The organism is Thiocapsa sp., assembly GCF_018399035.1.
Taxonomy (GTDB): Bacteria; Pseudomonadota; Gammaproteobacteria; order Chromatiales; family Chromatiaceae; genus Thiocapsa.
The window spans coordinates 497,537-515,799 of record NZ_CP073760.1 but is presented as its reverse complement, the minus strand read 5'-3'; the positions used below and the strand labels follow the sequence as shown (position 1 = coordinate 515,799).

Here is an 18,263-nt window from a genome sequence, read left to right as displayed (position 1 = left end):
TGCCGCCGCCCGGTCGAGGCTTTAATCACGACGGCCACACGGATCCATCTGAACGGGCGCCTTCCGCACGATGCCCTTCAGCGACTCCTCGAATCCATCGGCCGCAGTCTGAGGAGGTCATGATGAATCGGCATACGCGTCACACCACCGGGTCGCTGCCGGTCGGTCAGGCTCGGTCGGATAGACTCGAGTCGCCGGCCGAGCCGCGAGATAGCCAGCCATCGAGGATGCTCGAGGGTCCGGCGCAAACCCCGCTGATATGGCGGGATGAATGGTGTATGGGCATTCCCGCATTGGATGCCGACCATCGCCGGCTCGTCATGCTGGTGAATGCCTTGCTCGCCACACAACCCGGCGCGGAGCATAGTCTCGGCATCACCGGCGATGACCGGGAATCGGACACCACCGACAGCGATCCCCTCGCGCGTTTCGAGGCCATCTTGGATCATCTGCGGCATCATTTCGAGCGCGAGGAAGCGCTCATGCTCTCGATCGATTACGCCGATTTCCAGACCCACAAGTGCGAGCACAGTCTGCAGTTGGCGGAGCTTACGGAGCTTCGTCGGCAGGTCTCGCGCGAACCCGGCACCGTCTTCGGCCCCGAGTCACTGCAATGGATCAAGCGTTGGTGCTTCGACCATTTCATCGCCGAGGATCGGCGTCTCTCCAAGGCGTACGCGGACGCGACGCGCCCTTGACCCGTTCGCGATCTAAACCGGCTGCTCGCCGAGCCGTCCGTTCGGACCACCCGAAATGCGTGCGATCAGGCGCTTGAGCCAAAGGCTCTCGGGGAGCAAGACCAGATAGACGACGCAGAGGATCACGACCTGGTACCAGAAGCTCGTCAACCAGACCGGGGTGACGCCTGTCGCGAGCCAATTCTCCGCCAGGCGCTGCAGATTGAAGAAGCTGAAATAGGCCAAGAAGGCGAGGGATAGGCGGCCCGAGCTGCGCTGTCGCGGAGAGAGTGCCACCAGCGGGATCGCGACGATGGTCAGGACGAGGATGGCCAGCGGCGCCGCCAACCGATGCTCGAGCTCGGCGCGGTCGGGAAGCTCGGGCGACGCCAAAAGCTCGAGCGACGGCATGGTCGAGCGCTTGGAGATCACGCCTTGCGCGGCGCCGGATGCCTGGATGCGAATCCGATACTCCTCGAACTCCCCGATCATAAAGGCAGCCGAACCCGGATCGCCGTCGAAGCGGTGCCCGCTCGAGAGTGTGACGATATGGTCGCCCGTGTCCTCCTCGATCCGATGCTGCCCGTTCCGACTCACCACCAGACGGGCGACATCCTCGCGACGGTCGAGGATAAAGACATCACCGAGCGACTGTCGGCGGTCGATGTCGCCGATGTAGAGTACCAGCTCCCCGCCTTGCTCGAGATAGAACCGACCCGGTTGCAGGCCCGCGATCTGTGCCGCCTGCTCCTTCTGCTGCATCCGAATCTGATGGATCCCGGTGGCCGCCCAGGGCTGAAGGCTCAAGGAGATCCAGGCGGTGACCAAGGCCACCGGCACGGCAAGGAGGAGCAACGCACCCAACACCCGTCGCGGACCGATGCCGCAAGCGCTCATCGCGATCAGCTCGCTGTCGCGGGAGAATCGGCTCAAGGTCACCAGCAGCGCCAGGAAAAAGGCCGGCGGCAGCAGGTTCGGCAGATCGCGCACGACCTGGAAGGCAAGAAACTTGATCACCAAGTGAACGCTGAGCGCACCGACGTTCACCTCCTCGAGCGTGCGCAGAAACAGCATGCTCGCGACGACCAGGACCAGGATCGCCACGATGGCGGAGAAGACCTTGGACGCTTCCGAGAGCAGATAGCGATCGACGATTCCGAGCATGAGCTTCTCTACCGAGGCGATGCCTCATTCTGCCATGCGGATCCAGGTTCCACCTACCGCGAATCGCCTGCAGCAGCGCAGGCGAGCGAATACCGCACGACCGCGCAGAGACCCCGCCGCCGAGGCATCGACCGTCATCGCCCCGCCATCAGGGGATCATCAAGGGGTCATCGGGCAGGAAGATACTCGGGCTTTGTTCCGAACGAGAGGGCAAGCCCCGATGGAAAAGTTTGCAGATGTGCTCGATCGCGCACAAGCCCACATGGAACGTGAAACGGAGCTGCGGATCGCGGCGATCCAACGGTACTCGCGCGCGGGTCACGGCCGCGAGCTCTGTATCGATTGCGGCGATCAGATCCCGCTGAATCGCCGTAAACATGTGCCGAACGCAAGACGTTGCGCGGCATGCCAGGCAACGGAGGAGTCCAAGCACGCGCCGATACCGCGGCGAGCCTGACCGCCCGACCGACCGAACGCGTCAGGGCTCGCTCGGACGGGCAGGATGCCCGACATCCTCCAGCGCCTTGGAGGCAACCTCGAAGGTATCGCCGGAGAGCTCCTCGGCCGCGAGAATGCGCTCGATCTCGGCGCGCATGAGCGTCTGGCGGCCCGCGTCGTAGCGGCGCCAACGGATGAGTGCCTTGAGAAGCCGTGCGGCGATCTGCGGATTGAGCGGATCCAGCTCCAGCACCCGGTCGGCGAGGAATCGATAGCCGCTGCCGTCGCCGGCATGGAATCGGGCTGGATTGGCCGTGCAGAAGGCACCGACGAGGCTGCGCACCCGATTCGGATTGCGCAGCGAAAAATCCGGGTGCTCCAAGAGACCCGCGACGGCGCCCAGGGTCCCCGCGCGGCTGCTGGTAGCCTGGACGCTGAACCATTTATCGAGCACCAGCGGCTCTTTGGACCAGCGCCGGTAAAACGCCTCGAGTGCGGGCGGGCCTTCCTCGCCGCCGTGATCCACGAGCAGACGCAGCGCGGCGATCGCGTCCGTCATGTTTCCGGCCTCGGCAAACTGTGCCCGACAGAGCGCAAGACCCTGCGCGTTGCCCGCAGCCATCAGATAGCCCAAGGCGAGGTTCTTGAGCGCACGCCGGCCGATCGCATCGGGTGTCGGTGCATAGGGCTCGGTGTCGGCGTTGTCGCGATAGAGGCTTAGAAGCGCCTCGGCGAGACGCTCGCCGAGCATGCGTTTGAGTGCCGTGCGTGCCCGGTGAATCCCCTCGACATCGACGGTCTCCATCTGATCCCCGAGAAACGACTCCGAGGGCAGCGTCAGCACCTCGGCCAGCAGTGCCTTGTCGGTCTCGGGGTCCGTCAGCGCACCGTGAAAGGCGTCGACGAACCGCCCCGGAACGCCGGCCGCGGGATCCGCCGTCATCGCCGACAGCACACGCTGCATCAGGATCCGCGCGGCATTCCAGCGCGAGTATCCGTCGCTGTCGTGACGCAGGAGAAGGAGCAGGTCCGCGTCGTCGTAGTCGAGCTCAAGCCTCACCGGCGCGGAGAATCCCCGCAGCAGAGACGGCACCGGCCGAACGGGAATATCCACGAAGCACAGCCGCGTCTCCCAATCGCGCAGCTCCAACACCCGCGTACCCGGATCCCGTGCGTTCGGCTCGCCCTCGCGGCGCAGCGCCAGCTCCCGCCCCTCCGGACCCAGCAGTGCGATCGCCAGCGGCAGATGTAGCGGATCCTTCTCGGGTTCGCCCGGTGTCGGCGCGATCTGTTGTCGAATCAGCAGGCTGTAGGTCGCGCGCTCCGCATCGTAGGTGGCCTCGATGTGCAGACAGGGGGTCCCGGCTTGGGAGTACCAGCGACGAAACTGCATGAGGTCGTGCCCGCTCGCATCCTCCATGCAGCCGACGAAATCATCCGTCGTCACCGCTTGGCCGTCATAGCGGGTGAAATAGAGATCGGTGGCCTTGCGGAATAGCTCGGGGCCAAGCAAGGTCGCCTGCATCCGCACCAGCTCGGCGCCCTTGTTGTAGACGGTCGCGGTGTAGAAATTATTGATCTCGACATAGGCGTCGGGCCGCACCGGATGCGCCATCGGACCACTGTCCTCGGGAAACTGATGGGCCTGAAGCAGGCGCACGTCGGCGACACGCTGCACGCCTCGCGAGCCGACATCGGCCGAGAACTCCTGATCGCGATAGACGGTGAAGCCTTCCTTGAGACTGAGCTGAAACCAATCGCGGCAGGTGATGCGGTTGCCGCTCCAGTTGTGGAAATACTCGTGCGCGATGACGCCCTCGATGCCCTGAAAGTCGTCGTCGGTAGCGGTATCGGCGCGTGCCAGCACGAACTTCTCGTTGAAGACGTTGAGGCCCTTGTTCTCCATGGCCCCCATGTTGAAATGACTTACCGCCACGATCATGTAGATATCGAGGTCGTATTCTCGACCGAAGCGCTCTTCGTCCCACCGCATCGCCTTCTTCAGCGACTGCATCGCGTGGTCGCATCGATCCAGATTGTGCGGCTCGACGAAGATCTGCAGAACGACCTCGCGGCCGGATGCTGTGGTGAAGCGATCCTCGATCGCACTCAGATCGCCTGCAATCAATGCGAAGAGATAGCTGGGCTTGGGAAAGGGATCCTCCCAGGAGACCAGATGCCGACCATCCTCGAGCAGGCGCTCCTCGATCCGGTTGCCGTTGGACAGGAGCACCGGGAAGCGTTCGCGATCGGCGACGAGGGTGGTCCGATAGCGGGCCATGACATCCGGGCGATCCAGGAAATAGGTGATGCGCCGGAAGCCCTCCGCCTCGCACTGAGTGCAGAGCATCTGACCGGACTGGTACAACCCCTCCAGTGCTGTGTTGAGGTTGGGATGGATGCGAACCCGTGTCTCGAGCCGGAACCGGTCCGGAACCCGTTGTAGGGTGAGCGAATCGGGCTCCACGCGGTACTCGGCAGGCAAGAGCCGGTGCCCGTCGATCGCCACCTCCTCCAGGTCCAGCTGCTCGCCGTCGAGCCTGAGCGTGCCGTCGCCGCGGATTGCCGCCGGATTCCGGCGCACCTGCAGGCTGGCCTCGACACGGGTGCGATCCGGGTCCAGCTCGAACCGGAGCTCGACATGGTCGATCAGGAACTCCGGAGGCCGATAGTCTCTGCGGTGGATCGGGTGCGGCGTGTCGCGGTACATGATGATCCTGCTCCAGGTTGAAGGTCGGGTTGACGGCCGGCACCCCGGACGGCGAAGCTTCGCCATCATCTCCAGACCGTCGATGAACATCCACCATCTGCAAGGTGAAGACCGCGATGCCACATATCACCGTTTACACCACGATGATTTGCCCCTACTGCTCCCGCGCACGCCACTTGCTCCAGCGCAAAGGCGTGGACTTCGAGGAGATCCCGGTCGACCGTGATCGCGAGCAGATGGAGATCATGCGCCGGCGCAGCCGCCGGCACACGGTGCCTCAGATCTTCATCGACAATCGCCATATCGGTGGCTACGACGATCTCGCCATGCTCGATGCACGCGGCGAGCTCGATCCCTTGCTTGTCCCGGTGGATGCGCAAGGGGCCAATCCGCGAGGCGCCGATGAGTGAGGGCACCGGCTCGCCGGACAGCGTTCGTCTGGATAAATGGCTCTGGGCGGCACGCTTCTTCAAGACCCGCCATCTCGCCGTCGAGGCGATCAACGGCGGCAAGATCAAGGTCAACGCTCAAAGCGCCAAGCCGGCACGGGCGATCGCGATCGGAACCCGTATCGAGATCCACAAAGGCGGTCTCGTCTGGGACATCGAGGTTCTCGGCCTGAGCAAGCAACGCCGCTCGGCCAGTGAAGCGGGCTTGCTCTACCGCGAGGACGAGGCGAGTCTACTCAAACGCCAGGCGATCGTGCGCGAGCGCCGCGACACCGGTGTCGGTGCCGGGGACGCATCCGGGCGTCCCACCAAGCGCGATCGCCGCCTGATTCAGCGTTTCAAGATTCCTAACGATTCAGGGAGTTGACAGCCACTTGGACAGCGATGCCTTTCGTCGAACCTATCGCGCCATCAACGAGCGCTACTGCGCTTACGAGAAAGGCATCCTGACCCGTCAGTGCAGTTGCTCGGAGGCCAAGAAGTTCTGTATCGCCGAGCGCGAGGGCGTGCATTGCGGCTCGGACGAGGCGCAAGAGACCTGCATCGCCCTGCTCGATCTCCTGCGTCGACAGGCTAGGTTCGCACTCAAGACCGACGACCGGCAACGCGCGCTCCCCCACGCAAAGGCGATGCGCCTGCAGATCGGCGGGCTGCGCGGTATCGCCGTCGCACTCGATCCCGAGGCCCCCGCGCCCGCCGAAATTGCCGACGTGCGTGCCTTGATCCTCGCCGCCATCGCGCGTTTCGGCGCCATCGAGCACCTGCCCTTCCCCCGGATCATGCAGCAAATCGCGGCCTACCGAGCGCGCCGCAGACGCCGAGGATCCGACACCCCCCGTTAAACCGCGCCCCACGCGGTATGCAATGTTTTTGGATGGGATCGGCCCCGGCAGAGTTGACGACCGCTGGAGCCGGCGCGGTTTAAGAGATTAAAAAATATATGATTTTAAACCGCGTTCCCGCGAATGGCCGTGGATGCAGCAAACGCCGAACTCACTGCCGACGGTTCCGGCTCACCCGTGCCGAACAGCAGCACAGGCGTTCCGGCAGGCGTGCGATCGAAGAGCTCGATCAGCTCGGGGCCGTGCATGCGGATGCAGCCATGAGAGCGCGCGACGCCCATCGGCTCGGTCTCCGGACAGCCATGGATGTAGATGAACCGGCGCAGGGTATCCACACAGCCGCCGCGGTTGCGGCCCGACTCGCACCCGGTCAACCAAAGGATCCGGGTCAAGATCCAATCGCGTCCCGGATGCTCCGCGGCAAAAGCGCTGTCGTAGATCTCGCCGGTCGGTCGGCGCCCGCGGAAAACGGTCCCGAGCGGGCACCTCTCGCCGATACGGATCCGCACCCGATGCAGACCGCGAGGCGTGCAGCCGCTGCCAAGCTGCTCACCCACGCCATTGAGCCCAGTCGATACCCGATACTCGCCCAGTCGCCGCGCACCCTCGTAGAGACCGAGCGCTTGACGGTCGATATCGATCAGGATGTGTCTCGAGTGCCACCACATCTCGGCATCGCGCTGACGCCCCTTCACCATCGGCTGAACGGATGGCGCGCCAGGTTCGAGTTGTAATAGCGCGGATCATCCGAGACCTCTGCTCCGGCCCAATCCGGCAGCTCGAACGGCTCCTCCTCCGACGTCAGCTCGATCTCCGCGAGCACCAGTCCGGCGTTCTCGCCGGCGAAGACATCGACATCCCAGAGATGGGCGCCGCACCGCACCCGGTGTCGCACCTTGTCGATGACCGGCAGACTGCTCAAGCTCTCCAGCATGACCCGAGCCTCCTCGATCGGGATCTCGTACTCGAATTCGGAGCGGGTCACCCCCGTCGTCCTGCCCTTGATGGTCAGAAATCCGCGATCCCCCTTCGCCCTCACCCGGACCGTGGCACGACCCGCCTCCGCCAGATAGCCCTGGAGAATCGGCTCGCGCTCCTCGACGGCATCGCGCCAGGATGCGTTCTTCACCAGAAACTTACGCTCGATTTCAAGGCCCATAAACCGCGCCCGGAGTGAATATATAGAACTGATCAGGGCTCGCATGCCCCGAGCAACCAGAAGCCTTTTCGTCGGCGCGGTTTAGAATTGAACCGGAATTCGTCAATTGCTTCGCGCAAAGCGTGCTTCATGCGTAGGGCTAGGCCGCCTTGACGATCGCATCCATGCGATGGCTCGCCGGCCGGGTGATGGCCGCATTGGCCCGACTATAAATTCCTGAATCGCGTCAGCTCCGACCAAGATGGTCGGACGCACACGCGCACCGAGCCGACAACCCAACATACCGCGCCGAAGACGCGATTCAGCAACGCTCGAACAGCGCCATCGACTCCACATGGGCCGTCTGCGGAAACATATCCATCACCCCCGCCGAAACAAGCCGATATCCAAGCGCATTCACGAGACGATCGGCATCGCGCGCGAGTGTCGTCGGATAGCAGGATACGTAGAGCACCTTCTCGACCCCGAGCCGCGGTAGCCAGTCGAGCACCTCGAGCGCACCGCTGCGAGGCGGATCCAGCAGTGCCTTGGTGAAGCCCTCGCGCGACCAGGGCTCCTGATCGAGCGCGCCATACAGATCAGCCGTATAGAAGCGGGCGTTCCCGATCTTGTTCAAGTCCGCATTCGCCTCTGCACGCGCCACCAATCCGGCATCACCTTCAACCCCGACAACCGCTTGGGCCTGACGGGCGAGCGGCAAGGTGAAGTTGCCCACGCCGCAGAAGAGGTCCAACACCCGCTCGTCGGCCTGGACATCCAGGAGTGCGAGCGCCTGGTCAAGCATCGACCGATTCAGCTCCAGGTTGACCTGGGTGAAGTCGGTCGGCTCGAACTCGATCCGCAGAGCGTAGCGCGGCAGCTCGTAATGCAGGGTGATCCCCTGACCGGGCAGCGGCCGGATGCTCTCCGGTCCAGCCTCCTGAAGATAGATGTGGAAACCCTCGCTCTCGCCGAGCGCCTCGAGCACGCCCAAGTCGGCCGCACTTGGCGGACTCAAGGCGCGGAACACCAAGACCGGCGGCGTATCGCCCATCGCCACCTCGATCTGAGGCACCTGCTCGCGGATGCTCAGGGCATCCACCGCGGCCCCGATCGCCTGTAAATGCGCCCCGACACTCGGGTGAAGCACCTCGCAGCGGCCGATGTCGGTGATGAAGGCATTCCCCCGCTCGCGAAAACCCACGAGCGTACGGCCTTTCTTGGCCACATAACGCACACCGAGCCGCGCCTTGCGCCGGTACCCCCAAGCACCCGCCGTCAAGGGCGCGAGCCAGGTCTGCGGGGTCACCTTCCCGATGCGCGAGAGCACGTCCGCAAGACTGTCCTGCTTGGCGCGAATCTGGGCACCCGCATCCATATGCTGCAGGCTGCAACCGCCGCAGACACCGAAATGGCTGCACTTGGGCACCACGCGCTCGGGCGACGGTCGCAGCACCTCGACGACGACACCTTCGTCGAAGCGACGCTGGATACGCGTATACCGAAAACGCACCCGCTCCCCGGCGAGTGCGCCGTCGATAAAGACCGCCTTGCCGTCGAAGTGCGCCAATCCGCGACCCTCGTGCGTGAGGCCCTCGATCTCGGCCTCGACAGGCTCCTGCGGAAGTGGTTTGCGTTTTCTCGACACGGACTGCGTCCTCGACACTCAAGCAATAAAACAAAAACCGGGGGCTCCCCCTAGGCCGGAAAGACCCCGGTCGACAGATACCGATCGCCGCGGTCGCACACGATCGCCACGATGACCGCGTCTTGCACCTCCCGGGAGAGCGTCAATGCCGCGGCGATACAACCGCCGGACGAGACCCCCGCAAAGATCCCTTCGCGCGCCGCCAGCTCGCGGGCGGTCTGCTCTGCACGCTCCTGAGAGACGTCGATCACGCGATCCACCCCGGCGGGATCGAAGATCTTCGGCAGATAGGCCTCGGGCCACCGCCGAATCCCCGGAATGCTGGAACCCTCCTCGGGTTGGACGCCGACGATCCGGATCGCAGGATTCTGCTCCTTCAGATAACGGCCTGTCCCCATGATGGTCCCGGTCGTGCCCATCGCGCTGACGAAATGGGTGACCTGTCCGTCGGTATCACGCCAGATCTCCGGACCTGTCGACTCGTAGTGAGCGGCCGGATTGTCGGGATTCGAGAACTGATCGAGCCGGATCCCCTGCCCGCGCGCCTCCATCGCGTTCGCCAGATCGATGGCCGCCTCCATGCTGCCCGCCTTGGGCGTCAGTATGATCTCGGCGCCGAAGCTGCGCATGACGCCGCGCCGCTCGGCACTCATGTGCTCAGGCATGATCAGCACCATCCGGTAACCCTTGATCGCCGCCGCCATGGCGAGCGCGATGCCGGTGTTGCCGCTGGTTGCCTCGATGAGTGTGTCGCCGGGTTTGATGCTCCCGCGCTCCTCGGCACGGCGGATCATGTTCACGGCCGGTCGGTCCTTGACCGATCCAGCCGGATTGTTGCCCTCGAGCTTGGCGAGAATGAGGTTGCCGGTGTCGCCGGGAAGGCGCTGGAGTCTCACGAGCGGCGTTTGGCCGACGAAGTCTTCGATCGTTGGATAGGGCATCTTCTGCTCACATCGGCGTCGCGCCGCGGGATGAGGTTGGCTGTGGTCATTCTGCACCAGCATCGAACATCGACCAAGCTGCAACAGCACTCGTCCGGCTCTGTCTGGACGTCGCGGGCGTTAAACCTTTAGAGTATCGGTATGGAGGCGACTTTTTTGGACGGCGATACGCATGATCGATCAACGCTCCAAGCTTGACGGCTTGCCGGCTCGAGACGATACCGCTGCACTCGCGAGCGCGGGTGGGGACGCGGATCTTGCTCGCGAGTTGCTGGACGTCTTGTTGGCGGGGTTGCCCGCAGAGATCGAGGAGCTTCGCGCCTGCATTGCGGAGGCCGATTGGGTCGCTCTGGCCGAGCACGCGCATCAGGTGCGTGGGGCAACTCGATATTGCGGCGTCCCGGCTTTGGACGAAGCGATCGAAGCGTTGGAGCGTACGGCGCGGCGGGGCGATCCGGTACTGGTGTCGGGGGACTTTGCCGCTGTCGAGTCGCAGGCGAGCCGACTCCTCGAAGCCTTGCGTGGTTGACAGACCCCCACCCGCCGGATGCCTGCCGAGGAGGGAGCCGCGATCAGATCACGGAATGACACCCTTCCGGACATTTCGACGTTTTTTGACGATCTCCAATGCCGTATAGAGCCGTCACGCTCATCGGCGCAACCCATCAGGTGCGAGCTCGACGGGCTTGCGGCGAGCCATTGCGTTACAAAGCCGTCGCGCAACGTTAAAAAACAGCGCATAAACTGAACCGCGCCCAGTGCGGTATGCGATGTTTTTGGATGGGATCGGCCCCGGCGGATTTCAGAACCGCTGGAGCCGGCGCGGTTTAAAGTATTAAAAAATATAAAATTTTAAACCGCGTCCCCTGCTAAGGGTCGTGGATTCACCAAACTTCGAGCTCACTCGAAAGTGAGCATCTCGCTCTGGACGCGGTTTAGGTGTGTTGAGGTCCAGCGTCTCGAATTTGCTTTTTGGTGCAAAATTTGCATTCTTTCGATCAAGTCGTTCATCGCCCGATCCGAGGTCGATCATGTTTCCGGAAGAACTCTCTGCGAGGTTGCTGAAGAGCGTGACTGTGGTCGATCCGAGCGCAAAAGAGCAAGGGGTTTCAAAGGACGACGACCCGGGGCGGAAGACCCGAAAACTCTCCGATCAGGCGCTGGCCGTTGCAGAGAGCCTCAGGGCATCCACGATCTCCGCATCTGTCTTGACCGGAGTCGTCCGTGTTGTCGATGCGGTGATCGTTGCATCGCTCGGTGCGCTGACCTTGGTCTCGGCGGCCGGGGCAGTCACCGTTCATCCTCTTGCGGTTCTGGCAATCCTCGCAGGCGTCGTTCTGGTCACGCTGGTGTTTCAAGCAGCGGACTGTTACCAGGTCTCCGTGATGCGTACCCTGCTGCCGCAGCTGACGCGTATCACGATCGGCCTCTCTCTGATCTTCGGAGCCTTCTTTGGGGTCCCGCTCCTGTTCGATTACAGGCCCGCACTCCCGCCGGATTGGCTCGGACTCTGGTTCGGCATGACGCTCTTGGCGCTGCTCGGCATGCGCCTCGGACTCGCTTTTCTGCTGCGCCATTGGACTAAAAAGGGTCGCTTGGAGCACAGAGCGGTGATCGTGGGAGGAGGCGAGGCCGCCGCGAATTTGATCCGCGATATCGAGCAGCAGCCGAGCCAAGCGACACGCATCTGCGGAATCTTCGACGACCGCAAGAACGACCGATCGCCCGCCATCGTCGCGGGATACCCGAAACTCGGCAGCGTTGCAGATTTGGTCGAGTTCGCCCGCATTGCCCATGTCGATATGCTGATCGTGACGATTCCGATCAATGCGGAACGGCGGCTACTCGAATTTCTCAAACAGCTCTGGGTGCTGCCGGTGGATATCCGACTCTCGGCGCATACCGCCAGTCTGGACTTTCGCGATCGTGCCTCCTCGTTCATCGGGGGTGTACCCTTTGTCAACGTGGTCGACAGGCCGGTCGCGGACTGGGATGCGATCGTCAAGCGGATCCTGGATCTGCTGGTCGCCAGTGCCGCCTTGATCCTGTTGTCGCCCGTCATGCTCGCGACGGCGCTCGCGATCCGGCTGGATAGTCCGGGGCCGATCCTCTTTCGACAGAAACGCTACGGGTTCAACAACGAGGTCATCGAGGTTTTTAAGTTTCGATCGATGTATCACCACCTCTCCGACCCGCTCGCCAAGCGCGTGGTCACCAAGGGCGATTCTCGGATCACCCGGGTCGGGCGCTTCATCCGCAAGGCATCGATCGACGAGCTCCCGCAAATTTTCAACGTCTTGAGCGGGGAGCTGTCGCTCGTCGGTCCGCGCCCCCATGCGGTGAACGCGCATACGAACCAACGTCTTTGGGAGCAGGTCGTCGACGGCTATTTCGCCCGCCACAAGGTGAAACCGGGAATCACCGGATGGGCGCAGGTCAACGGCTGGCGGGGCGAGGTCGACACGCCCGAAAAGATTCACAAGCGGGTCGAGTACGACATCTACTACATCGAGAATTGGTCGATCCTGCTCGACCTTTACATCATGTTCAGGACGCCTTTCGCCCTCTTCAACACCGAAAACGCCTATTGACCGAGTTTCCCGGAATCGACCGGAAGCCGGAGTCAAGAGGCGCAGGTGCGCCTTTTCGGGGGCCGACGCCCGGGATGGCTCGGGTCACGCCGGCCACCGACCCTTGCCGCCATCACTCTCAGGCTTCAGAGCCGACGCGCCTCGGCCGTATCCACCGTTTGGAGTGTCTTGGCCAATCCCGCCACTGCCGCACCGATATTACTCAGCTCCGCAGGCAAGATCAGGGTGGTCCCGGACTGGGCGATGCGTCCGAACTCGCGCACATACTGCTCGGCGATGCGCAGACTCACGGCATCCTTCCCGCCCGGCTTCTCGATGGCTGCGGCGATCCGTTCGATCCCGATCGCGGTCGCCTCGGCGAGCATCTGAATCTCGCGCGCCTTGCCCTCGGCCTCGTTGATCTGCTTCTCCTTCTCGCCTTCGGAGAGATTGATGACCTGGATCTTCTGACCCTCTGAGATATTGATCTTCTCTTGACGCTCGCCCTCCGAGCGGGCCACCACCGCCCGGCGTTCGCGCTCGGCACGCATCTGCTGCTCGAGTGCGTCGGTGATGGTGCCGGGCATCACGATGTCCGCGATCTCGTAGCGCATGACCTTCACGCCCCAGGGCTGCGCGGCCTCGTCCAGTGCGCTGACGACCTCTACGTTCAACCGGCTGCGCTCCTCGAAGGTCCGGTCCAGCTCGATCTGACCGATGATGGAGCGCAGCGTCGTCTGCGCCAGGCTCATGGATGCGAATCGATAGTCCGTGATGCCGTAGCTCGCCGACTGGGGGTCGATCACCTGAAGGTAGAGGACCCCGTCCACGCTCACGGCGATGTTGTCCTTGGTGATGCACTGCTGCTTGGGGACATCGAGCGCCTCCTCCTTCAGGGTATGGCGGTAGGCAACCCGGTCCACGAAGGGGATCAGGATGTGGAATCCGGCATCCAGGGTGCGCGAATAGCGCCCCAATCGCTCGATGATGTAGGCCGAGCGCTGGGGGACGATCTGCGCCGTCTTGGCCAACGCGATCACGATCACCGCCACCGCGACGAGCGAGATCAGGGTGCTGATGCTGAAGTACAGGTCGTCCATCGTGCTGTTTCTCCCCTAAACCGCGCCCAGTGCGGTATGCGATGTTTTTGGATGGGATCGGCCCCGGCGGATTTCAGAACCGCTGGAGCCGGCGCGGTTTATGCGTAAGGGATGCCTATTCTCGTAAAATCGCCTAACCCCCTGCCGGAATCCGCGCTCGCGGATACTGCGAGCCGTCGGTTGACGCGGGTTCGACGAGACAGGACGATCGCTCTCTCCGTAACGACACGCCTCCTGCCTGGGCTTAAGATTCGCTCGTGCTCGGAGGCGTTGCGCTGACCTGCAGGACAAGTCCTCGCCGGCCGGTGAGCCAGACCGGGTCGCCCGCACGGATAGGATCCACCGACTCGGCATTCCAGCGAACACCGTTGAGGGTCACGACACCCGCGCCCCGCGCGAAATCGGTCTGCGCCCGTGCGCGCGTGCCGTCGGGCAGCACCTCGCTGCCGCTCCCGCCGGTCTCCACCTGCCCCCGGAACCAGGGCTTGAGGCGATGACGCGCGAGCAACAAAAGCCCGGCACCCAACACACCGAACAGTAGGATCTGGGCGGGCGGAGCGATCGGGACATCAAGAAACAGCAGCAGTCCGACCAGCAGCGCGGCGACACCGAAGAACACGGCAATCACGCCGGGCAGCGCGAGCTCGGACAGGATCAGCAGGACACCGACCAGGGTCCAAAGGGAGGCGGGGGTAAAGGTCCAGTCGATCATGGGTGAGGCTCGGGCCGATTGCTCCATCCGTTATACCGAGCGAACTCTACCATCCGAACGAGCGCTTGGGATACGTCGATGCCTCCCGATCGCAGATCAATCGAGATCCGGTGTGTGGCCGGTCGCGATGTAGACGACACGCTCGGCGAGATTGGTTGCCCGATCCGCGACCCGCTCGTAGTTGTGGGCAATCGACAGGAGCGACACGCCGACTCGCGCGCCCTCCGGGTTGGTTCGAATCCAGGCGAGGATCTCTTCGATCAGGACCCGCTCCGCACTGTCGACCTCGTTGTCGCGCCCGGCAGCGGCGCGCGCCATCGCCTCGTCGGCGTCCCGGGCATAGGCGCGCATCGCCGCGACGAACATCGCGGTCGCCGCGTCGCCGAGGTCCACGCACCGCGCCACCGGGCCCGCGGGAAGCGAGCGAGCCTCGCAGCGCATCAAGATGCGCGCGATGTCGGCGGCATAATCGGCGATCCGCTCCATCTCCGAGATCATCTCCAAGGACGCGCCGATCAAGCGAAGATCCGAGCCGGCCGGCCGGTAGGCCGCCAACACGACGAGCGCCTGCTGCTCCAGTACACGGCGCTCGTGATTGATCTCGTCGTCCCCGGAAACGATCGCGCGTGCCAGATCCAGGTCATGTCGACGCAGGGCGTCGAGCGAGCGCTGCAGGGCCTCTCGGACCTGTTCGCCGAGGGCAAGGAGGTCGGCCTTCAAGGCATCGCGTTTCTTGTCCAACAACAGGTTGAAATTCGACATGGTGACTTCTCCGTCAGGGTTCGATCGGGTCGGGGCGGCGCTGGCGCTCCCCGAATTTAACCGGAAAATCTGACGATTTCGTGACCGCAAGTAACCCATTGTATTTTCTATATCTAAAGCGCGTCCCCCACGCCGTCTGTCGAGCAGCACACGCCGGCGCCGACGCGTATGGTGTATTGACCCTGCCGGACGCGCTTTAGAACGCTTGCTCGATCGGCCTCATGCGAAGACCATAGCCCCGAAGTCGGCCGTTTCGCGGAAGTGGATCCAGCATCATGAGGATATGACGCATGTTCGAATCGACAAAAGTGGGGCGCTCGGTAAGCAAGGACGACTTTAAAGAGCAGCAGGAGGCGCTGCGCACCGAGCTGCTCTCGGCGCAACGCGACCTGAAGGACTCCGATATCCCGGTCATCGTGCTCATCTCGGGCGTCGAGGCGGCAGGCAAGGGCGAGGTGGTGAACCGGCTGAACGAATGGCTGGATACCCGCGGCGTTCAAACCTTCGCCTTCTGGGACGAGACCGACGAGGAGCGCGCACGTCCTCGCTACTGGCGCTTTTGGCGCTCCATGCCGCCCCGCGGTGAGATCTCGATCCTCTTCGGAGGCTGGTATCAGATCCCGATCGAGCATCGCTTTCAGGGACATTGCAGCGATGCCGAGCTCGACGGGGAGCTCAACCGCATCGTCGACTTCGAGCGCATGCTCATCCAGGACGGCGCACTCATCCTGAAGTTCTGGTTCCACATGTCCGAAGAGGACCAGAAGGCCCGCCTGAAGGAGCTCTCGCGCGACGACAAGAGTCGCTGGAAGATGCTCCCGGACAAGAGCAAATTCTCGGAGCAGTATGCCGCGTTCGAGCAGGTCGCCGAGCGGGTCATCCGCCACACCGACCGGGGCGTCTGTCCCTGGTATCTGGTGGAGGCCGAGGACAGGCGTTACCGCGACCTGACCGTCGGCAAGACCCTTCTGCACGCCATCCGCTCGCGGCTGGGCGAGACCCCTCAGGACGAGCGTAAGACCAGCAGCGGCAGTCCGGAGCTGCCGAGCGGTGCGAATGCCCAGATCACGCTCCTCGATCAACTGGATCTCTCGCTCGCCTTGGACAAGGACACCTACAAGGCCGAGATGAAGCGCCTGCAGACCGAGATCAACGAGCTGGCCTGGAGCGCCTACAACAAGAAGCGATCGACCGTGCTGATGTTCGAGGGTGTGGATGCCGGCGGCAAGGGCGGCGCGATCCGCCGGATCACGACCGCCATCGATGCGCGCCTCTATCGCGCCATCCCGGTCGCCGCGCCCACCGACGAGGAGAAGTCACACCACTATCTGTGGCGTTTCTGGCGCCACATCCCGCGGGCGGGCTACATCACACTCTACGATCGGTCCTGGTACGGACGTGTCCTGGTCGAACGGGTCGAGGGTTTTGCCGGCGATGCCGAGTGGCGACGCGCCTACTCGGAGATCAATCGCTTCGAGGAGCAGCTCGTGGACAGCGGCGTGATCCTGCTCAAATTCTGGATCCACATCAGCCAGGACGAGCAGCTCAGACGCTTCAAGGATCGCGAGAGTGTCCCGTACAAGCAGTACAAGATCACCGAAGATGACTGGCGCAACCGCGAGAAATGGCCGCAATACAAGGACGCGATCAACGAGATGGTGGTGCGCACCAGCACCAAGCATGCGGCGTGGACCCTGGTGGAGGGCAACGACAAACCCTATGCGCGGATCAAGGTGCTCAAGACGGTGTGCGACACCGTGCGGGAGGCGCTCAAACACGACCCGGAACCGACGGCCGGTTATTTACCCTGCGGCGACAAACGGCCCGAGCAAGCGAACAGTCGGAAATAATTCTCGCGTGTGACCGCGGCAATCTCCTCCGGATCCATCCCGCGCAGCTCGGCGATACGGCTCGCGACATGGGCGACCAGCTTGGGCTCGTTGGGTTTGCCGCGATGGGGCATGGGTGCAAGGTAGGGCGAATCGGTCTCGATGAGCAGGCGATCGAGCGGGACGCGGCGGGCCACGTCGCGCAGCTCCTCGGCGTTCTTGAAGGTGACGATCCCGGAAAAGGAGACATAAAAACCCAGATCCATGCCGGCCTTCGCCATCTCCCAATTCTCGGTGAAGCAGTGCAGCACCCCGCCGACCGCATCGGCACCCTCCTCGCGCAGGACCGCAATCGTGTCCTCGCGCGCATCGCGCGTGTGGATAATCAGCGGTTTTCCGCACGCGCGTGCCGCGGCAATGTGAACGCGGAAACGCTCGCGCTGCCGAGCGGGATCCAGATCGCGATGGAAATAGTCCAGTCCGGTCTCGCCGATCGCGACGTTTCGCGGATCCGCCGCCAGAGCCACCAGGGTCTCCACGGTCGGCTCCTCGCCGTGCTCCTGGTTCGGATGCACGCCGACCGAGACGGCGACCTGCTCGAAGGGATCGACCAGGCGTCGCATGTCCGGATAGTGCTCCAGATCGATCGAGACGCAGAGCATATGGGTGACCCCGGCGTCGGCGGTCGCCTGCATGAGACCGGTGAAGTCGCCATCGTATCGGCGAAGATCCACCCGATCGAGGTGACAATGGGAATCGACGAACATTCGCTCTCCTAGTGCAGCACGGCAGATGTATCCATACCGTTCGTTGTCGTTGTCGTTGTCGTTGTCGTAATCGACAATCGATAGGGCTACGACAACGACAACGAAGATGATCTCGGACGGTCTCGGAATCTCTGCACGGCTACACTACATGGTGTGTGTGGGACGATCCGAGTTGAGCACGCCGACGAGATAGTCCTCGATCTTGCGGCGGGCCATCCCCTTATCCTGGTCGCTGAACTGCACGCCGACCCCGATCGCACGGCTGCCCTCGGCACCCGGCGGCGTGACCCAGACCACCTTGCCGGCAACCGGGATGCGCTCGGTCTCCTCCATCAACTGCAGCAGAAGAAAGATCTCGTCGCCGAGCTGGTAGCGTTTCGTTGTCGGGATGAAGAGTCCGCCGTTTTTGACGAAGGGCATGAAGGCGGCATAGAGCGCAGCCTTGTCCTTGATCGCGAAGCTGAGGATACGCTGCTGTCCCGCGAGGGACCCGTTGGACGCGCCCGGTATCGCCAT

General features: G+C 63.3%; 19 protein-coding genes. 8 read left to right on the top strand and 11 right to left on the bottom strand.

Annotation, left to right across the window (positions count from 1 at the left end):
- Window positions 1–119 precede the first annotated feature (119 nt).
- A complete protein-coding gene (locus KFB96_RS02440; protein WP_366931515.1) occupies window positions 120–698 on the top strand; it encodes a hemerythrin family protein in 579 nt (192 codons plus the stop codon).
- Window positions 699–710: 12 nt separating this feature from the next.
- Here the strand turns inward: KFB96_RS02440 and lptF are convergent, their stop codons facing one another.
- Window positions 711–1,841 (bottom strand): LPS export ABC transporter permease LptF, encoded by a 1,131-nt coding sequence (lptF, locus tag KFB96_RS02435; protein ID WP_213458792.1) that lies wholly within the window; start codon window positions 1,839–1,841, stop codon window positions 711–713.
- Here lptF and KFB96_RS27375 point away from each other — a divergent pair.
- Window positions 1,840–2,298, top strand: a complete 459-nt coding sequence (locus tag KFB96_RS27375; RefSeq protein WP_366931514.1) for a TraR/DksA C4-type zinc finger protein — start codon at window positions 1,840–1,842, stop codon at window positions 2,296–2,298. The two genes, lptF and KFB96_RS27375, sit on opposite strands and share 2 nt — an antisense overlap.
- A 21-nt stretch (window positions 2,299–2,319) precedes the next feature.
- Here KFB96_RS27375 and pepN read toward each other — a convergent pair whose 3' ends face one another.
- Entirely contained in the window at window positions 2,320–4,989 is a 2,670-nt protein-coding gene (gene pepN / locus KFB96_RS02425; RefSeq protein ID WP_213458790.1) for an aminopeptidase N, read from the bottom strand.
- A gap of 116 nt (window positions 4,990–5,105) precedes the next feature.
- Here pepN and grxC point away from each other — a divergent pair, with 116 nt between their 5' ends.
- Genes grxC through KFB96_RS02410 form a run of 3 tightly spaced genes read left to right on the top strand, consistent with a single transcriptional unit; the run spans window position 5,106 to window position 6,280 of the window.
- Window positions 5,106–5,399 (top strand): glutaredoxin 3, encoded by a 294-nt coding sequence (grxC, locus tag KFB96_RS02420; RefSeq protein WP_213458789.1) that lies wholly within the window; start codon window positions 5,106–5,108, stop codon window positions 5,397–5,399.
- Window positions 5,392–5,805, top strand: coding sequence for a S4 domain-containing protein (locus KFB96_RS02415; RefSeq protein WP_213458788.1), 414 nt, complete (start codon window positions 5,392–5,394; stop codon window positions 5,803–5,805). The genes grxC and KFB96_RS02415 overlap by 8 nt, the downstream gene beginning before the upstream one ends.
- A 7-nt stretch (window positions 5,806–5,812) precedes the next feature.
- Window positions 5,813–6,280, top strand: coding sequence for a hypothetical protein (locus KFB96_RS02410; RefSeq protein WP_213458787.1), 468 nt, complete (start codon window positions 5,813–5,815; stop codon window positions 6,278–6,280).
- A 104-nt stretch (window positions 6,281–6,384) separates the two neighbouring features.
- On the opposite strand, the gene KFB96_RS02405 is transcribed toward KFB96_RS02410, so the two are convergent.
- The 4 genes from KFB96_RS02405 to cysM all read right to left on the bottom strand — a co-directional run bounded on the left by KFB96_RS02405 (window position 6,385) and on the right by cysM (window position 10,007).
- Window positions 6,385–6,978, bottom strand: coding sequence for a L,D-transpeptidase (locus KFB96_RS02405; RefSeq protein ID WP_300971240.1), 594 nt, complete (start codon window positions 6,976–6,978; stop codon window positions 6,385–6,387).
- Window positions 6,972–7,439: a CYTH domain-containing protein gene (locus tag KFB96_RS02400; RefSeq protein WP_213458786.1), complete on the bottom strand. Its 468-nt coding sequence runs from the start codon at window positions 7,437–7,439 to the stop codon at window positions 6,972–6,974. Before KFB96_RS02400 ends, KFB96_RS02405 begins: the two co-directional genes overlap by 7 nt.
- A 301-nt stretch (window positions 7,440–7,740) precedes the next feature.
- Window positions 7,741–9,066, bottom strand: coding sequence for a 23S rRNA (uracil(1939)-C(5))-methyltransferase RlmD (rlmD, locus tag KFB96_RS02395; protein WP_213458785.1), 1,326 nt, complete (start codon window positions 9,064–9,066; stop codon window positions 7,741–7,743).
- Between the two features lie 50 nt (window positions 9,067–9,116).
- The gene (gene cysM / locus KFB96_RS02390) at window positions 9,117–10,007 is read right to left on the bottom strand and encodes a cysteine synthase CysM (protein ID WP_213458784.1); all 891 of its coding nucleotides are present in this window, start codon (window positions 10,005–10,007) and stop codon (window positions 9,117–9,119) included.
- Between the two features lie 172 nt (window positions 10,008–10,179).
- On the opposite strand from cysM, the gene KFB96_RS02385 reads away from it, so the two are divergent.
- Together KFB96_RS02385 and KFB96_RS02380 are read left to right on the top strand one after the other, a co-directional pair.
- A complete protein-coding gene (locus tag KFB96_RS02385) occupies window positions 10,180–10,536 on the top strand; it encodes an Hpt domain-containing protein (protein WP_213458783.1) in 357 nt (118 codons plus the stop codon).
- A 502-nt stretch (window positions 10,537–11,038) separates the two neighbouring features.
- Complete coding sequence (locus KFB96_RS02380) at window positions 11,039–12,598, top strand: undecaprenyl-phosphate glucose phosphotransferase (RefSeq protein ID WP_213458782.1); 1,560 nt, start codon at window positions 11,039–11,041, stop codon at window positions 12,596–12,598.
- A gap of 125 nt (window positions 12,599–12,723) precedes the next feature.
- Here KFB96_RS02380 and KFB96_RS02375 read toward each other — a convergent pair whose 3' ends face one another.
- From KFB96_RS02375 to phoU, 3 genes are all read right to left on the bottom strand, one after another.
- Window positions 12,724–13,677: a stomatin-like protein gene (locus KFB96_RS02375; protein WP_213458781.1), complete on the bottom strand. Its 954-nt coding sequence runs from the start codon at window positions 13,675–13,677 to the stop codon at window positions 12,724–12,726.
- 244 nt (window positions 13,678–13,921) lie between these two features.
- Entirely contained in the window at window positions 13,922–14,389 is a 468-nt protein-coding gene (locus KFB96_RS02370; RefSeq protein ID WP_213458780.1) for an NfeD family protein, read from the bottom strand.
- A gap of 96 nt (window positions 14,390–14,485) precedes the next feature.
- Window positions 14,486–15,151: a phosphate signaling complex protein PhoU gene (phoU, locus tag KFB96_RS02365; RefSeq protein ID WP_213458779.1), complete on the bottom strand. Its 666-nt coding sequence runs from the start codon at window positions 15,149–15,151 to the stop codon at window positions 14,486–14,488.
- Window positions 15,152–15,441: 290 nt separating this feature from the next.
- On the opposite strand from phoU, the gene pap reads away from it, so the two are divergent.
- Window positions 15,442–17,001 (top strand): polyphosphate:AMP phosphotransferase, encoded by a 1,560-nt coding sequence (gene pap / locus KFB96_RS02360; RefSeq protein WP_213458778.1) that lies wholly within the window; start codon window positions 15,442–15,444, stop codon window positions 16,999–17,001.
- Here the strand turns inward: pap and KFB96_RS02355 are convergent.
- Window positions 16,950–17,747: a TatD family hydrolase gene (locus KFB96_RS02355; protein WP_213458777.1), complete on the bottom strand. Its 798-nt coding sequence runs from the start codon at window positions 17,745–17,747 to the stop codon at window positions 16,950–16,952. The two genes, pap and KFB96_RS02355, sit on opposite strands and share 52 nt — an antisense overlap.
- A 144-nt stretch (window positions 17,748–17,891) precedes the next feature.
- On the bottom strand, window positions 17,892–18,263 hold the full coding sequence (locus tag KFB96_RS02350; protein ID WP_213458776.1) for a PilZ domain-containing protein: 372 nt from the start codon (window positions 18,261–18,263) through the stop codon (window positions 17,892–17,894).

Coding starts and splice junctions, on each gene's coding strand:
- cysM (WP_213458784.1), bottom strand. CDS start 10,007: ATGCCCTATCCAACGATCGAAGACTTCGTCGGCCAAACGCCGCTCGTG.
- KFB96_RS02415 (WP_213458788.1), top strand. CDS start 5,392: ATGAGTGAGGGCACCGGCTCGCCGGACAGCGTTCGTCTGGATAAATGG.
- KFB96_RS02370 (WP_213458780.1), bottom strand. CDS start 14,389: ATGATCGACTGGACCTTTACCCCCGCCTCCCTTTGGACCCTGGTCGGT.
- KFB96_RS02385 (WP_213458783.1), top strand. CDS start 10,180: ATGATCGATCAACGCTCCAAGCTTGACGGCTTGCCGGCTCGAGACGAT.
- KFB96_RS02405 (WP_300971240.1), bottom strand. CDS start 6,978: ATGGTGAAGGGGCGTCAGCGCGATGCCGAGATGTGGTGGCACTCGAGA.
- KFB96_RS02400 (WP_213458786.1), bottom strand. CDS start 7,439: ATGGGCCTTGAAATCGAGCGTAAGTTTCTGGTGAAGAACGCATCCTGG.
- KFB96_RS02375 (WP_213458781.1), bottom strand. CDS start 13,677: ATGGACGACCTGTACTTCAGCATCAGCACCCTGATCTCGCTCGTCGCG.
- KFB96_RS02440 (WP_366931515.1), top strand. CDS start 120: ATGATGAATCGGCATACGCGTCACACCACCGGGTCGCTGCCGGTCGGT.
- KFB96_RS27375 (WP_366931514.1), top strand. CDS start 1,840: ATGAGCTTCTCTACCGAGGCGATGCCTCATTCTGCCATGCGGATCCAG.
- KFB96_RS02380 (WP_213458782.1), top strand. CDS start 11,039: ATGTTTCCGGAAGAACTCTCTGCGAGGTTGCTGAAGAGCGTGACTGTG.
- pepN (WP_213458790.1), bottom strand. CDS start 4,989: ATGTACCGCGACACGCCGCACCCGATCCACCGCAGAGACTATCGGCCT.
- KFB96_RS02355 (WP_213458777.1), bottom strand. CDS start 17,747: ATGTTCGTCGATTCCCATTGTCACCTCGATCGGGTGGATCTTCGCCGA.
- grxC (WP_213458789.1), top strand. CDS start 5,106: ATGCCACATATCACCGTTTACACCACGATGATTTGCCCCTACTGCTCC.
- lptF (WP_213458792.1), bottom strand. CDS start 1,841: ATGCTCGGAATCGTCGATCGCTATCTGCTCTCGGAAGCGTCCAAGGTC.
- phoU (WP_213458779.1), bottom strand. CDS start 15,151: ATGTCGAATTTCAACCTGTTGTTGGACAAGAAACGCGATGCCTTGAAG.
- KFB96_RS02350 (WP_213458776.1), bottom strand. CDS start 18,263: ATGGCGATACCGGGCGCGTCCAACGGGTCCCTCGCGGGACAGCAGCGT.
- pap (WP_213458778.1), top strand. CDS start 15,442: ATGTTCGAATCGACAAAAGTGGGGCGCTCGGTAAGCAAGGACGACTTT.